Raw genomic sequence first — 20,240 nt, 5'->3', positions numbered from 1 at the left:
GGCGCCGCCTGCGAGAGCGGGAGTGCATCTTGCGTCCTCTGGGGGACCGCTCTCGACGCGCACGCGTCCTTCTCGGCGTACGCGGATAGGGTTTCGGCCCGAAAGAGGTGCATTGCGCATCGCAGGTGCGCGGGACCCCCGCGCGGAAGAGGAGGAGACATGGAGAAGAACGTGACGCGTCGCAACTTCCTTCAGGCGACGGCGGCCGCGAGCGCCCTCGTGGCGCTTGCGGGCTGCAGCGGCGAGGGTAACACCCCGGCGAACAACGCCTCGGGGGTGCCTGCGGCGGATGCCTACCCGATCGACGCAGAGGAGTGGGGGTCGGGCACGCCCAAGCATGCCGAGGAGGAGATGCGCGACGGCTGGACGCGCGTGACCAACGAGGGCGGCGCGACGCTGGGGGTGGCGAGCACCGACAAGCTCATCCAGGTCGACGGCCTCGCGTTCAAGGACCTCAACGGCAACGGCAAGCTTGACCTCTGGGAGGACTGGCGCCAGGGTGCCGACGAGCGTGCCGCGGCGCTTGCCGCCCAGCTCACGGCCGACGAGGCCCTCGCGCTCATGCTGCACGGCTCGGTCTTCAACGCCGGTGAGATCACCGACGTCCTTGCGGGCACCGGCCCCGTTGAGGGCGACAACGCCGACCCCACGCTGCAGGAGGTCCTCGACCACGGCATCCGTACGATGCTCAACTTTGGTAACGCCAACGGCGCCCCCGTGCTCGCCCGCTGGGTCAACAAGCTCCAGGAGTACGTCGAGGGCCAGACCTACGGCATCCCGGTGAACATCTCCAACAACCCCAAGGACTACGGTTTCCCGAGCACGCTCGGCCTCGCCGCGAGCTTTGACCCCGACCTCGTGCGCCGCGTTGCGGACGAGTACGGACGTGCCTACCGTGCCGAGGGCGTCTCCACGCTGCTTGGCGTCCAGATGGACATCACGAGCGAGCCGCGCTGGAGCCGCATCCCCGACACCTTTGGCGAGGATCCCGCGCTCTCCCGCGACATGTCCAACGCCTTTGCGTCCGGTCTCCAGTCCACCTACGACGAGTCCGGCGAGGACCAGGGCTGGGGTTCCGAGTCCGTCATCAACATGCTCAAGCACTTCCCCGGCGACGGCTGCGGCGAGCAGGGCCGCGAGGCGCACAACGACTACGGCAAGTTCTGCGTCTATCCTGGCAACAACCTGGCCGCGCACCTCATCCCGTTCGTGGACGGTGGCCTGCACCTGGACTCCAAGACAGGCCAGACCGCGGCCTACATGGACTCCTACTCGATCGCCTACTCTGACACCGAGGAGTACGGCGAGCTCGTGGGCTCCGCGTTTTCCAAGTGGAAGAACGACCTGCTGCGCGAGAAGTGCGGCTACGACGGGCTCATCTGCTCTGACTGGGGAGTCATCGACGACCCGGGCGCCATGGTCTCCACCCCCTGGGGCATGGAGGACGCGACCAAGGTCGAGCGCTGCAAGAAGATCGTGGAGGCGGGCGTCGACCAGATTGGCGGAGGCTTTGACCTCGTGTCGCTCCGCGCCGCCTACGACGAGATGGCCAGCGAGACGAGCGAGGACGAGGCGCTCGCCCGCGTCCGCGAGTCCGCCCGCCGTGCGCTGCGCACCTTCTACGTCATCGGCCTCTCCGACTGCCCCTACGTCGACTCCTCCTCTGCCGACAAGATCGTGGAGAGCGACGAGCTCCTCGCGCTCGCTGCAGAGGCCGTGGACAAGTCCATCGTCATGCTCAAGAACGTGGGCGGTGCCATCTCCGACCGCGGCGGAGCTAAGCCCAAGGTCTACGTTCCGATGAAGTTTGCCGACGGCGCCTGGACGCTGCCCGTCACCGAGGCCGTTGCCTCCGAGGTGATTGAGATCGTGACCGATACCATCGGCGACCCGACCGGCCCCGCGGGCGAGGACGGCAACCCCACCTATGCCGAGTCCGACGTCACCCGCGCCACGCCCGAGCAGATTGCCGAGTGCGATCTTGTGGCCTGCTACATCAACAACCCGACCGCGGGTGTGGGCTTTGACGCCGAGACCGAGACCTACGTGCCCATCACGCTCCAGTACGGCGAGTACGTGGCCGACGGCCCCAACGTGCGCGAGAACTCCATCGCAGGCGACGTGGTGAACGGTGAGAAGGAGAACCGCAGCTACGTGGGCAAGTCCACGACGGCCGCCAACGCCTCTGAGCTTACCTTCGTCCAGGAGATGTCCGAGGCTTCCGGAGACGTGCCGCTGGTCCTGTGCGTGAGTGCCGACCGCCCGATGGTCTTCTCGGAGGTCGAGCCGCTCGCCGATGCCATCCTCATCGGCTTCAACGCTGGTGGTGACGACTACCTCAACCTGCTCGCGGGCAAGACCGAGCCGAGCGCCCTCCTGCCGCTCCAGATGCCGGCCAACATGGACACCGTCGAGGCCAACCAGGAGGACGTCCCGCGTGACCTCGAGTGCTACGTCGACTCCGAGGGCAACGAGTACGACTTCGCCTTTGGCCTCAACTGGTCCGGCGTGATTGACGACGACCGTGTGAAGACCTACTCGGTCGAGCCGCTCACGACTCCGGAGCACATCGAGCTCTAGGCTGTTCGAACAGATTGCCCCTCCCAGGTGCGGTACCCCCCTGTTCCGGGGTGCCGCACCTCCTTTTGCCCACGGGAGTCACGCCCTGCCGTACTTCTCGCCGTTGAAGAGTTTTAACTATGGGTGCAACGGGTGCTTTCCCTGCGGCTGGCTAGCTCGTCGCGGACGTTGTGCCTGCGGGGGACAGGAGGATGTTGAGTGAGAAGACGTCCCCGTGCTGAGACGCCTCAAGCAATCCATCGTACCTCCCGGGCGCCGCGCCTCTTTGCGTTACCGCCTTCGAAAGGTTTGACTTGAGGGCAAATCGTCCCTGCCCCATCTCAGGCGCCTAGCGAATCCGACGCTGCTTGATGATGCCAAGCACGCTGACGGTCTCATCGCCTTCGCCGTTGCCGCGGTCGTCTTCGTCCCCTTCGCTTGAGCGCTCGTAGATGACGTCGTAGCCGACCGCGGAGACCTTGAGGCAGCCTCGACCAAACGCACGCACAAGAAGCGGCTCCAAAAGAGACGATCCAACGCCGGGAAAAGACTCAACCAGCTCAAGTTTTTCCCAGATGCGTGCTTCTGCGGATTCGTCCAACTCGGCCAGTTCGTCAAGAAACGGGCCGGAGAAGCGCATCCTAGTCACGCTCGGCCCTTCGCCGTGCAACCGCCTCGCGCGCAGCTCCGATTCCTTCGACGTAGTTTCCAGCCGCAATTGCGCTACGCCCATCAAGGATGGCGCGCTCGGCGCGTTCGGCGTAGAGGGCTCGCTCAACCGCCTCGTCAATCTCGCGCCTGAAAACGTCCTCCGAGCAGAACACGTATGCGCCGTTTCCGTTCTCGGTTATGCGTACTAGGCTCTCTCGCGCGGCGGCCTTGACCTCGCGCGGATGATCTCTCAACGCCGTTGCAGAGAATATGGCATCCATGGAACCCCCTTTCATTCTATGAAAGAGTGTAGCCGATTCTGTACATAACTAGCCACAGAACAGGGGACATCACGTGGAGGCAGGCGTCTCCGGCATGGCGAGAAGAACGTTGAGGTAGAAGACCCCGTCCTGCACGCCGGCGTGAAGCGACCCCCCGTAGCGCTCGGCTATCGCGCGCATGGAGCGCACGCCAAAGCCGTGGTTGGACCTGTCGCGCTTGCTTGTGATCGGGAGACCGTCGTCCGAGAACCGGGTCACGCCCGAGTAATAGTTCTCCACGCTCACCGCCACCATCCGCTTGAGGCGGCGGACCGAGAGCGTGATGGTGCGGCGCTCCTCGTCGTCGACGCCGCGGACTGCCTCGATGGCGTTGTCCAGGGCGTTGCCAAAGAGCGCGTAGACGTCCGCGGGCGTCATGAAGTCGAGCGCGGAGCCGTCGGCCATCACCGTGAGCACGATGCCCTCTCCCGAGCACGCGAGGCTCTTCTCGGTGAGGATGGTGTCCAGGGCCTCGTTGCCGGTCTCCACCACCGAGTCGTAGACGTTGATCTCCCGGGCGATGTCGCTGAGCACCGAGCGATCGACCGCAGCCCCTCCGTCCGCGAGGTGGCGGATCTGATGCCTGATGTCATGGCACTTGATGTTGATGGCCTCGATGTTCTCGCGGCTGAGGCGGTACTGACGCTCTCGCTCGGCGAGCAGGCGCTCGGTCTCCACGCGCTCGTCCTCCGCGTGCTTTGCGTAGAGCAGCTCGTACTCCGCAAACAGCACGAACACGCAGACAAGCGGGTGAACGCAGCGAAGGAGCAGCAGGTAGTTGAAGGGTATTCCGACGAACGTGAGCCCCTTGATGATGAGGTCAAAGCCGATGACCACGATGACCACGATGGCAAACATGGAGAGCATGAGGCGGTTCTCGACGTTGAGCAGACCGTTGAGCGCCACGCTTCGGGCGAAGAAGATGTATCCCAGGAGATAGACGAGGGCAGGCACACCAACGGCGACGATTGAGGCGAGGGGTTCTGAGAGCGCGGCGCTGGCGCGGCCGGTTATGAGCATCTGCGTGAGGATGGTGAGGCCGCTCGCGATGTTCTGGAGCGTGTAGCCCGCCGTTGCGCAGAAGAGCGCAGTCCACAGGCTCACGCGGTAGACCAGAAGAATCGCTCCCACAAAGAACGCGAGCAGCGCACTGAACACGATGAACGTCTGCAGTACGTCAAGCCCTCGCACAAGCCCCGTGGCCAGCGGCACCACGGCAATGAACAACAGGGCGAGAAGAACCCCCGCTCCGCGTAAGGCGGCATGCGGGCGCCTTGGCAGGCGATGGGCGAACAGCAGGATGGGAACGAGCAGCTGAACGATGGGCTCGAGGGACCACCACGTGTCAAAGAACTCCCTCACCGTCTGCCGCCTAGGTGGTCGGTGACCGCGTCTACCACCTCGCGCTTGCGCGTGCGCGAGATGCTGAGGGTGTCTCCCGTCACCATCTGGAGGGACTGGGGGCGCATGAGGACGATCTTGTCCATGTTGACCAGGCAGCTCTTGGCCACTCGGATGATGGGCGCTCCGCTGAGCGCGTCCTCGAGCTGGCCGAGCGACCCTCGCGCCTCAAGAAGCTCCCCGCTCTCGAGGTGGTAGGTGAGGCGGTGCCCCGTGACCTCCACGTAGACGATCGTGGAGAACGGGACCACGCGCATGCCGTCCTCGGTGGGGACCATGACGGAGCGACCGGCGTTCTGCTTGATGGCGCGCATGGCGCGGTCGAGGTTCATGGAGAGGTTTCCCCAGGTGACCGGCTTGACGATGAATCCCGTGGCACCCACCTCGTAGCCCTTAACCGCGTACTTGGCGAGGTTGGTCACAAAGATGATGGGCGTGGTCTCGTCGTAGACGCGCATGAGCTGCGCGGCCTCCATGCCGCTTATGCCTGGCAGGTCGATGTCGAGGAGAACCAGGTCGTAATGGCCATGGTCAGAGAGCATCTCCATGGCGGACTTGAGCCACGTGAGCTGAAACACCTCGCCTCGGGTCTCCCCGTAGCGGCGCACGAAGTCGGAGAGGCGTCGGGCCTCGTCCGCCTCGTCTTCGACGATGAGCGTCCTGTACATTGTCTTCCCTTCCCCCGGATATGAACGAAGTCATATCCGTCCCAGCTAAATCATAGCGTTTTTACGTTCGCCGGCGAAACTGAACCGTTTGCCGGCGATTGCGGGCGGTTAGTGTTGCCGTTTGGCGGGTCTGTGCGACCGACGTGACCGGAAAGGTGCGCTTCAGGCCAAATGCACCTTCGGCAGGCGGCTGGGGATTTGAATGTGTCCTAAGTGTTAAGGAAGCGTTATGCGCTTGCGGAAGGGACGCGCATAGCGTGAGAACAAGGGAGGAGAAACCCATGAAGAAGCAGTTCCTGGTTGTCGGCGCGCTCGCCGTGACGCTCGCGCTGCCGCTCGCGGCCTGCGGCGGCACCCCGGCCGCCACGGGCGACGACGGCGGCTCCGACGCCCCCGCCGCCTCCGAGGACGGCGGCTTCGACGCCGTGGACGCCTACTGGGGCCAGTGGAGGGGCTCGGTGGAGATCACCGGCACCACCGTCTACGGCACCGCCGGCGGGTCTGAGAACATGCTCGACCTGAACCTCGCCGAGGACGGCACCTGCACGGTGGAGCCCCTCGAGGCCCACGCCGACCTGCCGACCGACTCCGGCACCTGGGAGGGCACCGAGTCCGAGATCACGCTGCACCTCGAGACCGCCGGCGACGTCGTGCTCACCGTGACCGGCTCCGCCAAGTGCGAGGGCGACGCCCACGCCTTCGGCATCGCCGACTTCGACACCATCAACTTCGACTTCTACGGCTAGGACGGGGACTTCCTCGGGCTGCGTTCTATTTGATGCGTTTTGAGGTAGGGGCAGTGGCCTGCCCCAAATGAGACCTATAGCTTTTTGGGAGGAGAAAGATATGAGCAACATCTCGCGTAGGAACTTCCTCGCGGCCTCTGCGGTCACGGCGGGCCTGGTGGGCCTTGCCGGTTGCGACAACGGAGCTGGCACGAGCCCGTCCGGCGATGACGCGCTTGCCGCCCCCGCTGCCGATGCCTACCCGATTGACCCTGACGGCGAGGGCGTCGAGGCCAAGTGGACGAGCGAGGAAGTGCGTGACGGCTGGACTAGGGTCACTCAGGAGGGTGGCGCCGAGCTGGGCACCATGAACACCGCCAAGATTATCCAGGTTGACGGCTATGCGTTCCGCGATATGAACGGTAACGGGAAGCTCGACATGTGGGAGGACTGGCGTCAGTCCGCCGAGGACCGCGCCAAGGCCCTTGCCGACTCCCTGAGCGCTGAGGACATCTTCCCGCTGCTGTGGGCGGGCGGAAACACCTCCGGATCCTCCACGCCGGGCGGCGACTCCGAGTCTAACGACTGGATCGAGGCCGGTTCGCGTGCGGGCGTCTCCCGTCTCTCCGCAAACGAGGAGTCCTACGCCTCCGCCGTCAGCTGGATCAACACGATTCAGCAGATCTGCGAGGAGGGTGCCAACGGCATCCCGTACCTGAACTACTCCGATCCCTACGTCCTCTTCAACGTTCCGTCGAGCAACGGCCTTGCCGCGGCTATGGACAAGGACCTCTGGCGTAAGGCCGGCATGTGGCAGGCTCGCGCCTGGCGCGCCACGGGTGTGCGTTGCGAGCTTGGTCCTCAGATCGACGTCTACTCTCAGCCGCGCGGCACGCGTCTGTCCGGTTCCGTGTCCGAGGACCCCGCTCTGAACCGTGACTTTGCCAGGGCATTTGGCGGCGGCATGCAGTCCACGTGGGGCGACGACGAGGCCACTGACGACCAGGGCTGGGGCTCCGAGTCCTGCGGCGTCATGCTCAAGCACTTCGTGGGCGAGGGTTCCAACGAGGGCGGCCGTGACGACCACTCCGACTCCGGCAAGTGGAACGTCTTCCCGGGCTCCAACTTCAACGCCCACCTCGTTCCGTTCCTCGACGGCGGCATGCACCTCGACTCCTCGACCGAGCAGGTGGCGGCCATGATGCCGTGCTATGGCATCGCCTACGACCCCAACGACCCCGAGGGCCTCGGCGAGCACGTTGGCAGCGCCTATTCCAAGCACAACATCTCGATTCTGCGCAACGCCGGCTGGGACGGCATGCTCTGCACCGACTGGATGATTCTCGACGCCATCGCCCACGGCTGCACCGACCTCACCACCGAGGAGCGCTACGCGAAGCTCATGGAGAACACGATCTCCCAGCACGGTGGCACCTTCGAGCCTGACGTTGCCAAGTCTGCCTACGACCTCATGGTCGAGCAGCTCGGAGAGGATGAGGCCCTCTCCACGCTCCGCGAGAACGCCCGCCGCATCTTCAAGCTCATGGTCGACGTCGAGCTCTTCGACCAGCCCTACTCGGACCGCACCGTGGCCAAGGCCGTCTTCGACAACGAGGCTCCCGCCCAGTTCGGCATGGAGGCTTCCGAGAAGTGCGTCATCATGCTCAAGAACGCCGGCAACGTCATCTCCGAGTCTGGCCTGAGCGGAAAGGTGTACATCCCCCAGAAGTTCACAGCTGGTTCCGCGAGCCCCTTCGGGACCTCTCCGGCCACGATCGCCCCGGTCATCGACCCCGCTATCTTCGAGGGTCTCGACGTCGTGACTGATGCGGTCAACTCCGCCGATCCCGAGAACCCGGCCGAGGGCGACATCACGCGCCTCACCGCGGAGGAGCTCGCCGACGTCCAGTACGCCATCGTGAAGGTGAACAACCCGCAGGATGCCTACCAGGGCGTTCAGGGTGGCCCGAGCTTCGCCTCCATCATCATGGGCACCGAGCCCGAGCCCGGCCCCTACTGGAAGCCCATCTCGCTCCAGTATCGTCCGTACACTGCGGACGGCCCCAACGTCCGCAAGGAGTCTCTGAACCCCGAGGACGAGTACGGCGAGTACATCAACCGTGCCTACTACGGCGAGTCCACCTACGCCACCAACGAGAGCGACCTTGACCTGGTCCTCGACGTCAAGTCCAGGCTCCCGGAGGGTGCCAAGCTCATCCTCATCGTCGACGCTGACCGCCCGATGGTCTTCTCCGAGATCGAGCCCTCTGCCGACGCGATTCTCATGGGCTTCAACGGCATCATCGACGAGGCGTTCGCCCACATCATCACCGGTTCGGTTGAGCCCTCCGGCCTTCTTCCGTTCCAGATGCCCAAGGACATGGACACCGTCGAGGCCAACGAGGAGGACGTCCCGCGCGACATGGAGTGCTACACCGACTCCGAGGGCAACACCTACGAGTTCTGCCTCGGCCTCAACTGGTCCGGCGTGATCGACGACGATCGCACGGCCACCTACAAGGCCAGCCCGCTGACCGAGCCGGAGACCGCGGTTCAGGCTGACGCCTAGGACAGCGATCCCCGAGCGGGGAGCGCGCCGCCCCGGCAACCGGAGCGGCGCGCTCTTCTCGCTGAAGCGCGAAACCTCAAGGTCGAGTTATGCACGAGCAAAACTCGACTTTCGGCAAAAGGTGCGAGGCAGGTTCTGAGTTTGCGCAGGTAGACGGCTTGACGGTTTTTCTCGCCAGAGAAAGGTCGAGTTTTGCTCGTGCACAACTCGACTTTAAGGCGGAGGCACTCAAAAGCCGCTTGCAGCGCCGGTACCACCCGTCCCCGCTGCGTGCAAGTCACGCCGTGAAAACGACTACTTGCGAGAAGAACGCGCATCCGTGCGGCGCTTCTCGTTAGATGAGAGGGTCGGGGTATCCGAACAAGGAGGAGTTACCATGGCTGACAAGCCAAAGAAGCAACCGAAGAAGATGACACGTCGCGGCTTTGTCGCGAGCGGCGTGGGCGCCGGCGCCCTCGTGGGCGTGACCGTCGCCGCCAACGTGGGCACCAACATGTTCAAGTCGGCGCTCGACCACTACGTGGGCGGCGGCGAGACCACCATCACCAACGCTCCTGGCTCCGAGGACTGGGATACCGCCTACTACGACCAGCAGTACCGTGGTCGCGGCGCGGCCACCGAGGACGCCAAGAACGTCGTCATCGAGATCGAGGGCGAGGGCATCGTCCTTCTCAAGAACGACAACAACGCCCTCCCGCTGGCGTCTGGCACCGAGGTCTCCCTCATCGGCCGCTACGCCGCCGACCCCGTCTACGGCGGCGCCGGCTCGGGCACCGTTGACCCCAACGACTGCACCACGCTCTACGACGGCGTCGCGGGCGCGGGCCTCGTGGTCAACGACACCGCCTACAACTGGATCGCCGAGAACTACAGCAACTACCCCAAGGCCAACATCACGATGGACAACCCGGCCACGGCGAGCTACTACATCGGCGAGATCCCCTGGTCCGCCTACAGCTCCGACGCCCAGGGCTCCATCGCAGGAACGACGGCGCTCGTGGTCATCGGCCGCGGCGGCGGCGAGGGCGGCGACCTGTCCCGCGACCTTCTCGCCGACGTGAACTCCGGCGTGTCCGAGAACTTCACGCCCAACGACGAGACCGCCAACTACGTGGAGGGCCAGCACGAGCTCGAGCTCTCCAAGGAGGAGCGCGACCTCATCACCGCGGCCAAGGACGCCTGCGACAAGGTCATCGTGCTCTACAACGGCTCCACCCCGATGGAGCTCGGCCCGCTCATGTCCGGCGAGCTCGAGGTCGACGCGATCCTCTCCATCGGCTCGCTCGGCGCCTCGGGTGCCGCGGCCGTGGGCCAGGTGCTCACCGGCGCCGTGAACCCGTCCGGCCGCACGACCGACATCTGGGCCGCGGACTTCACCGCCGACCCGACCTTCGGCAACTTCGGCGGCAAGCAGTACACCGACGTTACCGACTACTACCCGACCAACTACACCGGCACCGTCTCCAACGCCACCGCGTACTTCGTGGAGTACAAGGAGGGCATCTACTACGGCTACCGCTTCTACGAGACGGCCGCCGCAGAGGCCGAGGCCGGCAACTACGACTTTGACTACGACTCCGCCGTGGTCTTCCCGTTTGGCTACGGCCTCTCCTACACCACCTTCGAGCAGACGCTCGACTCCTGCGCGGTGAACGGCGAGAACGTCGAGGCCTCCGTCACGGTCACCAACACGGGCTCCACCGCCGGCAAGTGCGTCGTCGAGCTCTACTACTCCGCCCCGTACACGGCGGGCGGCATCGAGAAGAGCGCCGTCGTGCTCGGCGCCTTTGGCAAGACGCAGCTGCTCGACCCCGGCGCGTCCGAGACCGTCGACCTCACCATCCCGGTGCGCGAGATGGCCTCCTGGAGCTCCGACGAGGGCGGCTACGTCCTGGACGCGGGCGACTATGTGATCTCCCTGCGCTCCGACTCCCACACCGTCATCGCCGAGCAGGCCGTGACGCTCGAGGAGCAGGTCTACAAGACCGACTCCGCCACCGGCAACGAGCTCGCCAACCGCTTCGACGACATGACGCAGTACATGAAGGACAACTGCGAGAACCTCTCGCGCGCCGACTTTGCCGGCACCTGGCCCGAGGCTGCCGCCGACAAGACGGCTGCCGAGTGCGGCATCACGCTCGAGGAGTACAACTACGCCGACCACCTCGGCGACGAGGCCATGCCCACGACCGGCGCCAACAACGGCATCTCCCTCATCGACCTGCGCGGCAAGGCGTACGACGACGAGATGTGGGACCAGCTGCTCGACGAGCTCACCGTGGACGACATGACCACGATGCTCAACGACTGCGCCTACAACACGCCGGCGATCGCCCACATCGGCAAGCCCGCCACCTCCGAGCCCGACGGCCCGGCCGGCTTCACCTCGCTCACCGGTGCCACGGGCAACTGCGCGTACTGCTCCGAGTTCATCATGGCCCAGACCTGGAACACCGAGCTCATGTACCGTACCGGCCAGATGGTCGGCCAGGAGGCGCTGGCCTCGGGCTACAACGGCTGGTACGCGCCGGCCATGAACACGCACCGCAGCCCGTTCGCCGGTCGTAACTTCGAGTACTACTCCGAGGACCCGCTGCTCGCCGGCAAGATCGGCGCGGCCGTGGTCTCCGGTGCCGCGAGCAACGGCTGCTACGCCATGGTCAAGCACTACGCGCTCAACGACCAGGAGTCCTACCGCGTCCAGCACCTCTGCACGTGGGCCACGGAGCAGACCGCCCGCGAGATCTACCTGCGCCCGTTTGAGATCACGATCAAGGAGTCCTCGACCGAGATGAAGTACATCTCGGACGACCAGGGCACCGTCGAGACCGTGGAGATGCCGGGCTGCACCGCCCTCATGAGCTCCTTCAACTACGTGGGCACCCAGTGGTCCGGCGGCAGCCACGCCCTGTGCACCGAGGTCCCGCGCGGCGAGTGGGGCTTCACCGGCTGCATCATCACCGACTTCAACCTCTACGGCTACATGGACAAGAACTGGGCCCTCGACGGCGGCACGGACATGCACCTCACCTACGCCGCCATGACGCCGGCCTTCCAGGGCACCGGCGAGGCGTCCGTCGTGGCTCGCCTGCGCGAGGCGTCCCACCGCGTGCTCTACACCGTCGTCAACTCCAACGCGATGCAGGGCATGGCGCCCGGCTCCACCATCACCACCTCGCCCTCGCCGTGGCAGTACGGCGTCTGGGGCGCGAGCGCCGTCATGCTCGTCGGCGCCGCCGCGCTCGGTGCCCGCTGCTACCTGGGCGCGCGTCGCAACAAGCAGATTGAGGCGGCCGAGAAGGACGAGGCGTCCGCAAAGAAGTAACCCATTCGGGTAAGCGAGCCCTTCCTTCGGGCGCCGGTCCGCAGCGTTGCGGGCCGGCGCCGCTTTGTGTGGAGCGGCGAGCCGCGCTTGATGCGCGCACTTCTCGCCTGCACTTGCGGCCCGCACTTCTCGCCCGCACTTGAGGGGTGCGGGCAACTCGGGGGCGCTGCGGCGCCCGGTGCGTGGTTCTTCTCGCCATTTAGCGAGAAGTGCGTTCTGTGGTCGCGCCGAGGCCCGCACTTGTGGAGTGAGGGCCTCGGGTGCGGGCCTCAGGTGCGGGCCCTGGACGACGTCCGGTGCGGGCTCGGACGGGCCGCGCTCGGGGTCGCGCCAGGCGCCCTCGCTCCACGTCCTTCTCGCCGCGGTATATTCCTACCAAAATAGGGGTATTAAAGAGGGGATGCCCATCCCAACCGAAAGAGAGACATGACGTACTGGAGCCTTCCCGCCGAGAAGACCCTGTCCGACCTTGACGTGCGTGCCGACCTTGGGCTCTCGCCCGAGGAGGCCGCACGCCGCCTTGCCGCCAGCGGCCCCAACGCCTACCGGCAGGCCAAGCCCGAGGGCGTGGGCTCGATGGTGCTGCGACAGTTCAGGGACGTTGCAAACGTCATCCTGGTCGTGGCCGCGGCGCTCTCGCTGGCGCTTGCCGTCCGCGAGGGGCACGGCTACCTGGAGCCCCTCGTCATCTTTGCGGTGATTGCGCTCAACGTGACGCTGGCCGTCACGCAGGAGCGCGGCGCCGAGCGCGCCCTCGAGGCCCTGCGCGACCTCAACAGCCCCACCTGCCTGGTGCTGCGCGGGGGCGCCCGCCTGGAGGTGCCCACCGCGGACGTGGTGCCCGGGGACGTCCTGGTCCTCAAGACCGGCGACCTCGTGGCCGCCGACGCGCGCCTGCTCGAGACCACGGGCCTCGCCGTGGACGAGTCCTCGCTCACCGGCGAGTCCGAGCCGGCCGAGAAGGACGCCGACGCGCCCGTGGAGTCGGACGCGCCCGTGGGCGACCGCGCCAACATGGTCTTCTCGGGCTGCCTCGTCACGGCCGGCAACGCGCTCGCCGTGGTCACCGCCACCGGCATGGAGACCGAGATGGGCCGCATCGCCGGCTACCTCAACGACACCCAGAAGCTCCAGACGCCGCTCCAGCGCCGCCTCGGGCGCGTGAGCCGCTCCGTGAGCGTCGTGGCGGCCGCGGCCGCGGTGGCGCTGCTGCTCACGGGCCTCCAGCAGGGCGAGGAGTTCTGGGCCATGATGCTCGCCGCCGTCTCCCTGGCGGTGGCCGCCGTTCCGGAGACGCTGCAGCTCATCGTCACGCTCACGCTCACCCGGGGCGTGCAGAACATGGTGGAGAGAAACGCCCTCATCCGCCGCCTGCCCGCCGTTGAGACGCTGGGCTCCACCTCGGTGATCTGCTCGGACAAGACGGGCACGCTCACGCAGAACCGCATGAGCGTGCGGCGCCTCTGGGTGAGCGGCGCGGACGTGGCAAGGGTCGGGGACGATGCGCTCCCGGAGGGCGCGGAGCTCGAGCTGCTGCGTCGCCTCGCCCTGGCCAGCAACGCGACCGTCGAGCCGGACGGCGAGGGCGGCGAGAAGATCGTGGGAGACGCCTCCGAGAGCGCCATCGTGCGGCTCCTCGGCGCGTGCGGCGAGACCCGCGAGCGGCTCGAGGAGGAGCTGCCGCGCGTGGGCGAGGTGCCCTTCTCGTCTGCGCGCAAGATGATGACGAGCGTCCACCGCATGCCCGACGGCCGCTACCTCGTGCTCACGAAGGGCGCGGTCGACCGCGTGCCCTTCCGCGAGGGGACGCCCGGTGAGCGCGAGGAGCGCGCCCGTGTGCACGACCTTCTCGCCCATGACGCGCTGCGCGTGATGGCGCTCGGCAGCCGCGTGGTCGACGAGCTCCCGGTGTCCGGCGACCTGGAGGAGCTCGAGCGCGACCTCGCCTTCGAGGGGCTCGTGGGCCTCATCGACCCGCCGCGCCCCGAGGCGGCGCGGGCCATCGCACTGGCGCGGCGCGCCGGCATCCGCACCGTGATGATCACGGGCGACCACGCCGCCACGGCCGGGGCCATCGCGCGCCAGATCGGGCTCCTGGGCGAGGGCGGCCGCGTCGTCACCGGCCGCGAGCTCGCCGCCATGTCCGACGAGGAGCTCGTCGAGAGCGTGCGCGGCTTCTCCGTGTACGCGCGCGTCTCGCCGGAGGACAAGATCCGCATCGTGGAGGCCTGGCAGGAGCAGGGCGAGGTCGTCGCCATGACCGGCGACGGCGTGAACGACGCCCCGGCGCTCAAGGCGGCCGACGTGGGCGTGGCGATGGGCCGCGCGGGCACCGAGGTGGCCAAGGCGGCCGCGGACATGGTGCTCACCGACGACGACTTCGCGACCATCGTGGCGGCCGTGCGCGAGGGGCGCAACGTCTTCTCCAACATCAAGCGCACGGTGTACTTCCTGCTGGCGTGCAACCTCTCGGAGATCGTGATCATGCTTGGCGCGCAGCTCGCGGGCTGGGGCACCCCGCTCACGCCCGTGATGCTGCTGCTCATCAACGTGCTCGGCGACGGCATCCCCGGGCTCAACCTCGCGCGCGACCGCTCCGACGAGCGCATCATGGCGCGCAGGCCCATCGGCCGAACGGAGAGCTTCTTCGCCGGCATCTCGCGCGCCATCGGCCAGCAGACCGTCGCGTTTGCCGTGGTGGGGCTTCTCGCCTTCTGGCTGGGGACGTTTGCGTGGCTGCCGGGAGGGGAGGGGCCGTCCCTGGCGGCGGGCCAGACGATGTGCTTCCTCGTGGTGGCGTTCACGAGCGTCCTGCACGTCTTCACGGTGCGCACGCGCGGCTCGGTCTTCCGCCGCACGGTGCGCGACAACATGCCGCTCGTGTGGAGCGCGCTCGCCGTGGTCGCGGCCTTCTCGCTGCTCGTGCTCGTGGAGCCGGCCGGCGCCGTCTTTGGCCTTGCGCCGATCGGGCCCGTGAGCTGGGCCTGCGCCCTGGGGCTGTCGCTTGTTCCCACGCTTGTGGCCGAGGCCTTCAAGCTCTGGGACAACCGTCACGAGACCTGGCTCTATCGCAGGAGGCTCGTCCGTCACCGCAACGTCGGGGAGGAGTAGCGGGTTGGTCCCCGGCGCCGCCCGCACCGGGGCCGGGGCCGCCCTACGTGCGCAGCAGGGCGTCGACGAGCTCGTTGTCCTCCGGGTCGGGCGAGCCGAGCGGCAGCCCGCAGGCCTCGAAGAAGTGGCTGCCCGCAAACTGGCGGGCCCGGAAGGTGTCGTGGGCGCCGTCGTCGAGGTAGCGCACGCGCGAGAGGCAGTCGGTGGTGGCGCAGTAGAGCACGCCGTGCCGCTCGGCGTAGGCGAGGTAGCACTCGTCGTCGGACCACAGCGTCACGCCGGCCATTCCCTCCAGCTCGTAGGCGACCGCGTACTGTGACCAGGGAATCCTTCGAATCCGCACGTAGCGGTCGAGCAGCGAGGCCATCCGGGTCACGCGTCGCATGGTCGCGGGCGCGTCTATGAGCGTGGCGTCCGCGGCGGGCGAGAAGAGCGCCCGTGCCGCGAGCTGCGCCTGGGCGTCCGCGCGCCTCTTGCCGTCGAGAAGGACCGCGGGCACGGAGAGCTTCATCGACTCGTCCCCAAAGAGCTCGATGGCCGAGTGCGGGACCACCGCCTCGTCGCGGGCCGGCGTGCGAAAGACGAGGCTGTCGTGCGCGTGCTGGACGCGGCAGGCGAGCCCCTGCTGCTCAAAGGCCTCGCGCATCGCCGCCGCGTTGGCGTTGGTGCGCTCCCGCGAGGCGACGTCCTCCCGGGAGCGGCCCATGCGGAAGAGGTAGAGGTTGAAGAGCGGAAGGTCGCCGGGGACGGCGTCCGCCATCGGGTAGTAGACCGTGCGCTTGCAGAACATCCGCACCTCGAGCCGGCGCCTCGTGGCCTTGTCGTAGAGGTCCACGAGTGCGGTGCCCGCCGCGGGGCCGGACGTGGACCCCTCGCGGATCTCCACCACGCCGTCGGCCACGTAGGGCGGGAAGTCGCCCTCGAGCACCTGGACGAGAATAACGCCCTGGTCGGGGCACGTGGGGTCGGGCAGGAAGCGCGCGTCGAAGCGCGGGGCGGGGGAGACGTGGCGCCGGCAGAGCTCGCCGATCGTCTGGCTCACGTCGGCGGTCGGGCGCGGCACCGGGCAGAGGTCCTTCTCGGCGTCTGACACCCCGATCACGAGCCAGCCGCCGCGGGAGTTGGCAAACGACGCCACGATCTTGGGGATCTTGCGACGCACGCTCGGCGAGAAGGTCTGCTTGAGCTCCAGGGCAAAGCCCTCCTCGAGCTCGCGCAGCTGGTCGAGGTCGGCGTACGTGACGTCCGACAGCGCCTTGGGCGTACCCTGCTCGTCGGTGAACGGGCTGAACATGCGGGGCCTCCTCTCCGCTTTCCCGTAGTTATACCCAACCGCTCGGCATGGTCCGGCGAGAAGGGCGGGCACTCGACGCCCGCACTTGAGGGGTGCGGGCGTCGCGGGGCCGTTGGCGAATCGAGTGCGTTGCCCTTCTCGGTGTTTGGCGAGAAGTGCCCGCCGGAACGGTCTTCCAGCGGGCACTTCTCAAGTGCGGTCTTCAAGTGCGGGCAGGGCGCCTGCCGTGGGGCGCCTGCCGTGGGGCGCCTACCTCAGGAGCGGCGTCATCTCGCCCTGCGCGAGCACGGTCACGCGGTGCATGGCGCGGGAGAGTGCCGTGTAGAGGCGCCGGCGGGCGAGCGGCGTGTCCGGGTAGACCTCGGCCTGGGCGTCGGGAACGATGACGTGGTCAAACTCGAGGCCCTTGGCAACGCGCAGCGGCATCAGCACCACGCCGCGCGCGGGCAGGCTCACGTCGCCGCGAATCACCCTCGCCGCGTCGCCGAGCTGCTTGGACAGCCAGTTCACGCGCGCGTCGCTCTCGGCCACCACGGCCGTGAGGCCCTCGCCGGGCTCGGCCACGGCCTCGCGCAGCGCCGCGAGGTACGCGTCCTTCTCGGCAAACGAGCGGATCACGGGCTCCACGCCCGGGCGCTGCACCGAGGTCAGCCGCAGCTGCTCGCGCTTGTCGAGAAGGCCGGTGAACAGGGTCGTGATCTCCGGGGAGGAGCGGTAGCTCGTAAGCAGGCGGCACTCGTCCACGCTGCCGTGCGTCTGGCGGAAGATGTCCGCGATCTGCGTGAAGCCGGCCGTGCCCTCGTAGATGGCCTGGTGCTCGTCGCCCAGCAGCAGGAAGTGCGCGCGCGAGAAGTACCGTGCGAGCACCATGAGCTGCGTCACGGTGTAGTCCTGCACCTCGTCGATCATGACGAAGCGGGCGTCGCGCTCGCCGACGCCGGTGAAGATCAGCCGCAGCCACAGCCACTCGGTGGCCGAGAGCGCCCTCTGGCCGAGCAGGCGCATGCCGATGCGGTCGAAGCGCAGCCAGGCCAGGCGCTCGATCTCGTCGTGCGCGCTGGCGTAGCGGGCCTCAACGAAGCGCTTGGCGTAGGCGAGCGTCTCGTCGTCATCGTCCGCCAGGATCGTCTCGCCGAAGATCTCCACCTGCTGCTCCACGTCCAGGCCGAGCATCTCCTCCTGGAGCTCCTCGTCCTTTGCCATCTGGGACAGGCGGCGGTTGAGGCGGTCGTGCAGCTCCTCCTTGACGAGCGCGGTGAAGCGCGGGCCCACCTCGAACTCGGAGAACTTCTCAACGGCGCTCTTGACCTGCCCCTGCTTGAGCAGCGCGACGCCGTCAACGCGAATCTCGCGCAGGTCGCCCTCCTCGATGACAAGTCCGTGCGCCAGCTCCTCCATGCGCAGCAGCGTGTCCGGGTCGGAACCCTCGCCGAGGTCGCGCTCGCCGGCGCCCTGCGCGCTCACGAAGGCACGCCAGGTGAAGGTCTGCGGGTTGGCCTCGCCCATGGAGGGGAGCACCGTGTCGATGTAGTTCTCGAAGACGCTGTTGGGCGTGAAGAGCCACACCTGGTCGGCGCGCAGCGTCTTGCGGTTGCGGTACAGCAGAAACGCGATGCGCTGCAGCAGCACGCTCGTCTTGCCGGAGCCCGCGATGCCGTTCACCAGCAGCACGGGCACGTCCTCGTGGCGGACCACCTCGTTCTGCTCGCGCTGGATGGTTGCGGTGATGGCCTGGAGCTTCTCGGTGTGGTGCTTCTTGAGGGCGCCCAGCAGCAGCGAGTCCTGGATGGCCACCGTGGTGTCGAAGTACATGTTGAGCCTGTCGCGCACGATGTCGAACTGTCGGCGCAGGGTGAGGTTCACGTTGCGCGTGCGACCGTCCACCTCAAAGCTCGTGGGGCCCATCTGCTGGTTGTAGTAGGTCTCCGCCACGGGCGAGCGCCAGTCCACCACCAGGGGGCGGCTGCGCTCGTCGGTCATGCCCGCGGCGCCGATGTAGACGTCGCGCGGCGGCCGGCCGGGACGCATCTCGAGCGTGACCTTGGCGAAGTAGGGCTGCAGGAGCAGCAGCATCACGCGCCGCAGCTTGTCCGTGTTGACGTCGTGGAACTGGTTGTAGGCGTCGATGATGGAGTTCAGGGCCTCGATGGAGGCCGCCGCCTCGGCGAGGTCGTCGTAGTTGGGGTCGTCGAGGTCGAGCACGTCGACGTTGACCTCCTCGCTCATCTCGAGGAGGTCGCGCACCGAGGTGGCGTGCGTGCGCTCAAGCTCGGCCGAGATGTCGTCGCGAATCTGGGTCAGCTTCGCGTAGAGCTCGGTGAGGTGCGCCTGCTCCTGCTGGAAGATCGGGTCGTCGTGCTGGTCGCTCTCAAGCTGCTCGTCGTGCTCGGCCATGCCGCTCCTCCCTCTGCGCGGAATTTCGAGTTATCTATGGTACGCCATCAACCGCCCGGCGAGAAGAACGCCGCGTCGCACCGGCGGTTGACGTGCGGGCCGCCGGCCGCTCTCGGCGTCGCTCCTGCGTCACGGGGGAGGCGCGGCCAAACAACAAGTGACGTAGCGTCTCTTGGGCGTACAATGTGGACAACGGAATCGTCGAAGGGGGCACCATGGCAGAGAAGAATCCGGTTCCCGGCACAGGCGGCGAGAGGTACGTGCCCTACGAGGAGCGCGACGGCAACGAGTCGATCGTCTACTTCACCCGTGACCTCTCCGCCGCAGGCCTGCGGAAGGCCTACGAGCAGGTGGCCGGCGAGGTGCGCGGCAGGGTGGGAGTGAAGGTCCACACCGGCGAGCAGCACGGCCCCAACATCATCCCGCGCGAGTGGGTGGCCGAGCTCATGGCCGCAGACCTGCCCGGCGCCGCGATCGTGGAGACCAACACCTACTACGACGGCGACCGCTACACCACCGAGAAGCACCGCGAGACCCTCGAGGTCAACGGCTGGACCTTCGCCCCGGTGGACATCCTCGACGAGGAGGGCGTCACGGCCTTCCCCGTGGCGGGCGGCAAGTGGTTCGACGCGGTCCACATGGGCTCCCACCTGGCCGACTACGACTCCCTCGTGGTGCTCACCCACTTCAAGGGCCACACCCAGGGCGGCTTTGGCGGCTCGGCCAAGAACATCGGCATCGGGTGCGCGGACGGGCGCGTGGGCAAGGCCGAGATCCACACCACCCCCGGCTCCGACGACCAGTGGGACATCAAGACCGAGGAGTTCATGGAGCGCATGATGGAGAGCGCCAAGGCGGTGTGCGACCACTTCGGCCGCCGCATCACCTTCGTGAACGTGATGCGCAACATGAGCGTCTCGTGCGACTGCGAGGGCACGGCCGCCGCCCCCGTGGTGACGCCCAACGTGGGCATCCTCGCCTCGACGGACATCCTCGCGCTCGACCAGGCGTGCGTCGACCTCGTCTACGCCATGCGCGAGGAGGACCACCACGACCTCGTCGAGCGCATGGAGACGCGCCACGGCCTGCGCCAGCTCAGCTACATGCGCGAGCTGGGGGTGGGCAACTGGCGCTACGCCCTTCTCGACCTCGACGCGCTCGGCGCGCGCATCGAGCCGGCCGACGCCGTGGCGCACGTCGTGCCGTTCGCCGGGTAGCGCGGC

Annotated in this window: 12 protein-coding genes; 6 read left to right on the top strand and 6 right to left on the bottom strand. The window is 67.3% G+C overall.

The genetic code is table 11. The features are described 5' to 3' along the window. The first annotated feature begins 159 nt into the window (after window positions 1–159). Complete coding sequence (locus B5F23_RS03635) at window positions 160–2,580, top strand: glycoside hydrolase family 3 N-terminal domain-containing protein (RefSeq protein ID WP_087351902.1); 2,421 nt, start codon at window positions 160–162, stop codon at window positions 2,578–2,580. A gap of 328 nt (window positions 2,581–2,908) precedes the next feature. On the opposite strand, the gene B5F23_RS03630 is transcribed toward B5F23_RS03635, so the two are convergent. The 4 genes from B5F23_RS03630 to B5F23_RS03615 all read right to left on the bottom strand — a co-directional run bounded on the left by B5F23_RS03630 (window position 2,909) and on the right by B5F23_RS03615 (window position 5,599). After that, window positions 2,909–3,208 (bottom strand): type II toxin-antitoxin system RelE family toxin, encoded by a 300-nt coding sequence (locus tag B5F23_RS03630; RefSeq protein ID WP_143786352.1) that lies wholly within the window; start codon window positions 3,206–3,208, stop codon window positions 2,909–2,911. Beyond that, the gene (locus B5F23_RS03625; protein WP_087351898.1) at window positions 3,201–3,491 is read right to left on the bottom strand and encodes a hypothetical protein; all 291 of its coding nucleotides are present in this window, start codon (window positions 3,489–3,491) and stop codon (window positions 3,201–3,203) included. The genes B5F23_RS03630 and B5F23_RS03625 overlap by 8 nt, the downstream gene beginning before the upstream one ends. A 69-nt stretch (window positions 3,492–3,560) precedes the next feature. Beyond that, window positions 3,561–4,892, bottom strand: coding sequence for an ATP-binding protein (locus tag B5F23_RS03620; protein ID WP_143786351.1), 1,332 nt, complete (start codon window positions 4,890–4,892; stop codon window positions 3,561–3,563). Next, window positions 4,889–5,599, bottom strand: coding sequence for a LytR/AlgR family response regulator transcription factor (locus B5F23_RS03615; RefSeq protein ID WP_087351894.1), 711 nt, complete (start codon window positions 5,597–5,599; stop codon window positions 4,889–4,891). The genes B5F23_RS03620 and B5F23_RS03615 overlap by 4 nt, the downstream gene beginning before the upstream one ends. Window positions 5,600–5,880: 281 nt before the next feature. Between B5F23_RS03615 and B5F23_RS09680 the strand changes: the two genes are divergently transcribed. The 4 genes from B5F23_RS09680 (at window position 5,881) to B5F23_RS03595 (ending at window position 15,329) form a co-directional block, all read left to right on the top strand. Then, the gene (locus B5F23_RS09680) at window positions 5,881–6,345 is read left to right on the top strand and encodes a hypothetical protein (RefSeq protein WP_087351892.1); all 465 of its coding nucleotides are present in this window, start codon (window positions 5,881–5,883) and stop codon (window positions 6,343–6,345) included. Between the two features lie 100 nt (window positions 6,346–6,445). Next, the gene (locus B5F23_RS03605; RefSeq protein WP_158096110.1) at window positions 6,446–8,893 is read left to right on the top strand and encodes a glycoside hydrolase family 3 N-terminal domain-containing protein; all 2,448 of its coding nucleotides are present in this window, start codon (window positions 6,446–6,448) and stop codon (window positions 8,891–8,893) included. A gap of 376 nt (window positions 8,894–9,269) precedes the next feature. After that, window positions 9,270–12,218 carry a glycoside hydrolase family 3 protein gene (locus B5F23_RS03600; RefSeq protein ID WP_087351888.1) on the top strand — a complete coding sequence of 983 codons (2,949 nt, stop codon included), beginning with the start codon at window positions 9,270–9,272 and terminating at the stop codon, window positions 12,216–12,218. A gap of 426 nt (window positions 12,219–12,644) precedes the next feature. Next, on the top strand, window positions 12,645–15,329 hold the full coding sequence (locus tag B5F23_RS03595; protein ID WP_087351886.1) for a cation-translocating P-type ATPase: 2,685 nt from the start codon (window positions 12,645–12,647) through the stop codon (window positions 15,327–15,329). Between the two features lie 43 nt (window positions 15,330–15,372). On the opposite strand, the gene B5F23_RS03590 is transcribed toward B5F23_RS03595, so the two are convergent. Continuing rightward, window positions 15,373–16,623 (bottom strand): ATP-binding protein, encoded by a 1,251-nt coding sequence (locus tag B5F23_RS03590; protein ID WP_087351884.1) that lies wholly within the window; start codon window positions 16,621–16,623, stop codon window positions 15,373–15,375. A 249-nt stretch (window positions 16,624–16,872) separates the two neighbouring features. Continuing rightward, a complete protein-coding gene (locus B5F23_RS03585) occupies window positions 16,873–19,017 on the bottom strand; it encodes a HelD family protein (RefSeq protein ID WP_087351882.1) in 2,145 nt (714 codons plus the stop codon). 215 nt (window positions 19,018–19,232) lie between these two features. Between B5F23_RS03585 and B5F23_RS03580 the strand changes: the two genes are divergently transcribed. After that, window positions 19,233–20,234, top strand: a complete 1,002-nt coding sequence (locus B5F23_RS03580) for a DUF362 domain-containing protein (RefSeq protein WP_087351881.1) — start codon at window positions 19,233–19,235, stop codon at window positions 20,232–20,234. Window positions 20,235–20,240: the final 6 nt, after the last annotated feature.

It is taken from the genome of Olsenella sp. An188 (assembly GCF_002160255.1).
In the GTDB taxonomy this organism is placed as follows: Bacteria; Actinomycetota; Coriobacteriia; order Coriobacteriales; family Atopobiaceae; genus Thermophilibacter; species Thermophilibacter avistercoris.
This window is presented reverse-complemented; position numbering and strand designations above follow the sequence as displayed.

Coding starts and splice junctions, on each gene's coding strand:
- B5F23_RS03580 (WP_087351881.1), top strand. CDS start 19,233: ATGGCAGAGAAGAATCCGGTTCCCGGCACAGGCGGCGAGAGGTACGTG.
- B5F23_RS03600 (WP_087351888.1), top strand. CDS start 9,270: ATGGCTGACAAGCCAAAGAAGCAACCGAAGAAGATGACACGTCGCGGC.
- B5F23_RS03605 (WP_158096110.1), top strand. CDS start 6,446: ATGAGCAACATCTCGCGTAGGAACTTCCTCGCGGCCTCTGCGGTCACG.
- B5F23_RS03595 (WP_087351886.1), top strand. CDS start 12,645: ATGACGTACTGGAGCCTTCCCGCCGAGAAGACCCTGTCCGACCTTGAC.
- B5F23_RS03625 (WP_087351898.1), bottom strand. CDS start 3,491: ATGGATGCCATATTCTCTGCAACGGCGTTGAGAGATCATCCGCGCGAG.
- B5F23_RS03615 (WP_087351894.1), bottom strand. CDS start 5,599: ATGTACAGGACGCTCATCGTCGAAGACGAGGCGGACGAGGCCCGACGC.
- B5F23_RS03585 (WP_087351882.1), bottom strand. CDS start 19,017: ATGGCCGAGCACGACGAGCAGCTTGAGAGCGACCAGCACGACGACCCG.
- B5F23_RS09680 (WP_087351892.1), top strand. CDS start 5,881: ATGAAGAAGCAGTTCCTGGTTGTCGGCGCGCTCGCCGTGACGCTCGCG.
- B5F23_RS03590 (WP_087351884.1), bottom strand. CDS start 16,623: ATGTTCAGCCCGTTCACCGACGAGCAGGGTACGCCCAAGGCGCTGTCG.
- B5F23_RS03635 (WP_087351902.1), top strand. CDS start 160: ATGGAGAAGAACGTGACGCGTCGCAACTTCCTTCAGGCGACGGCGGCC.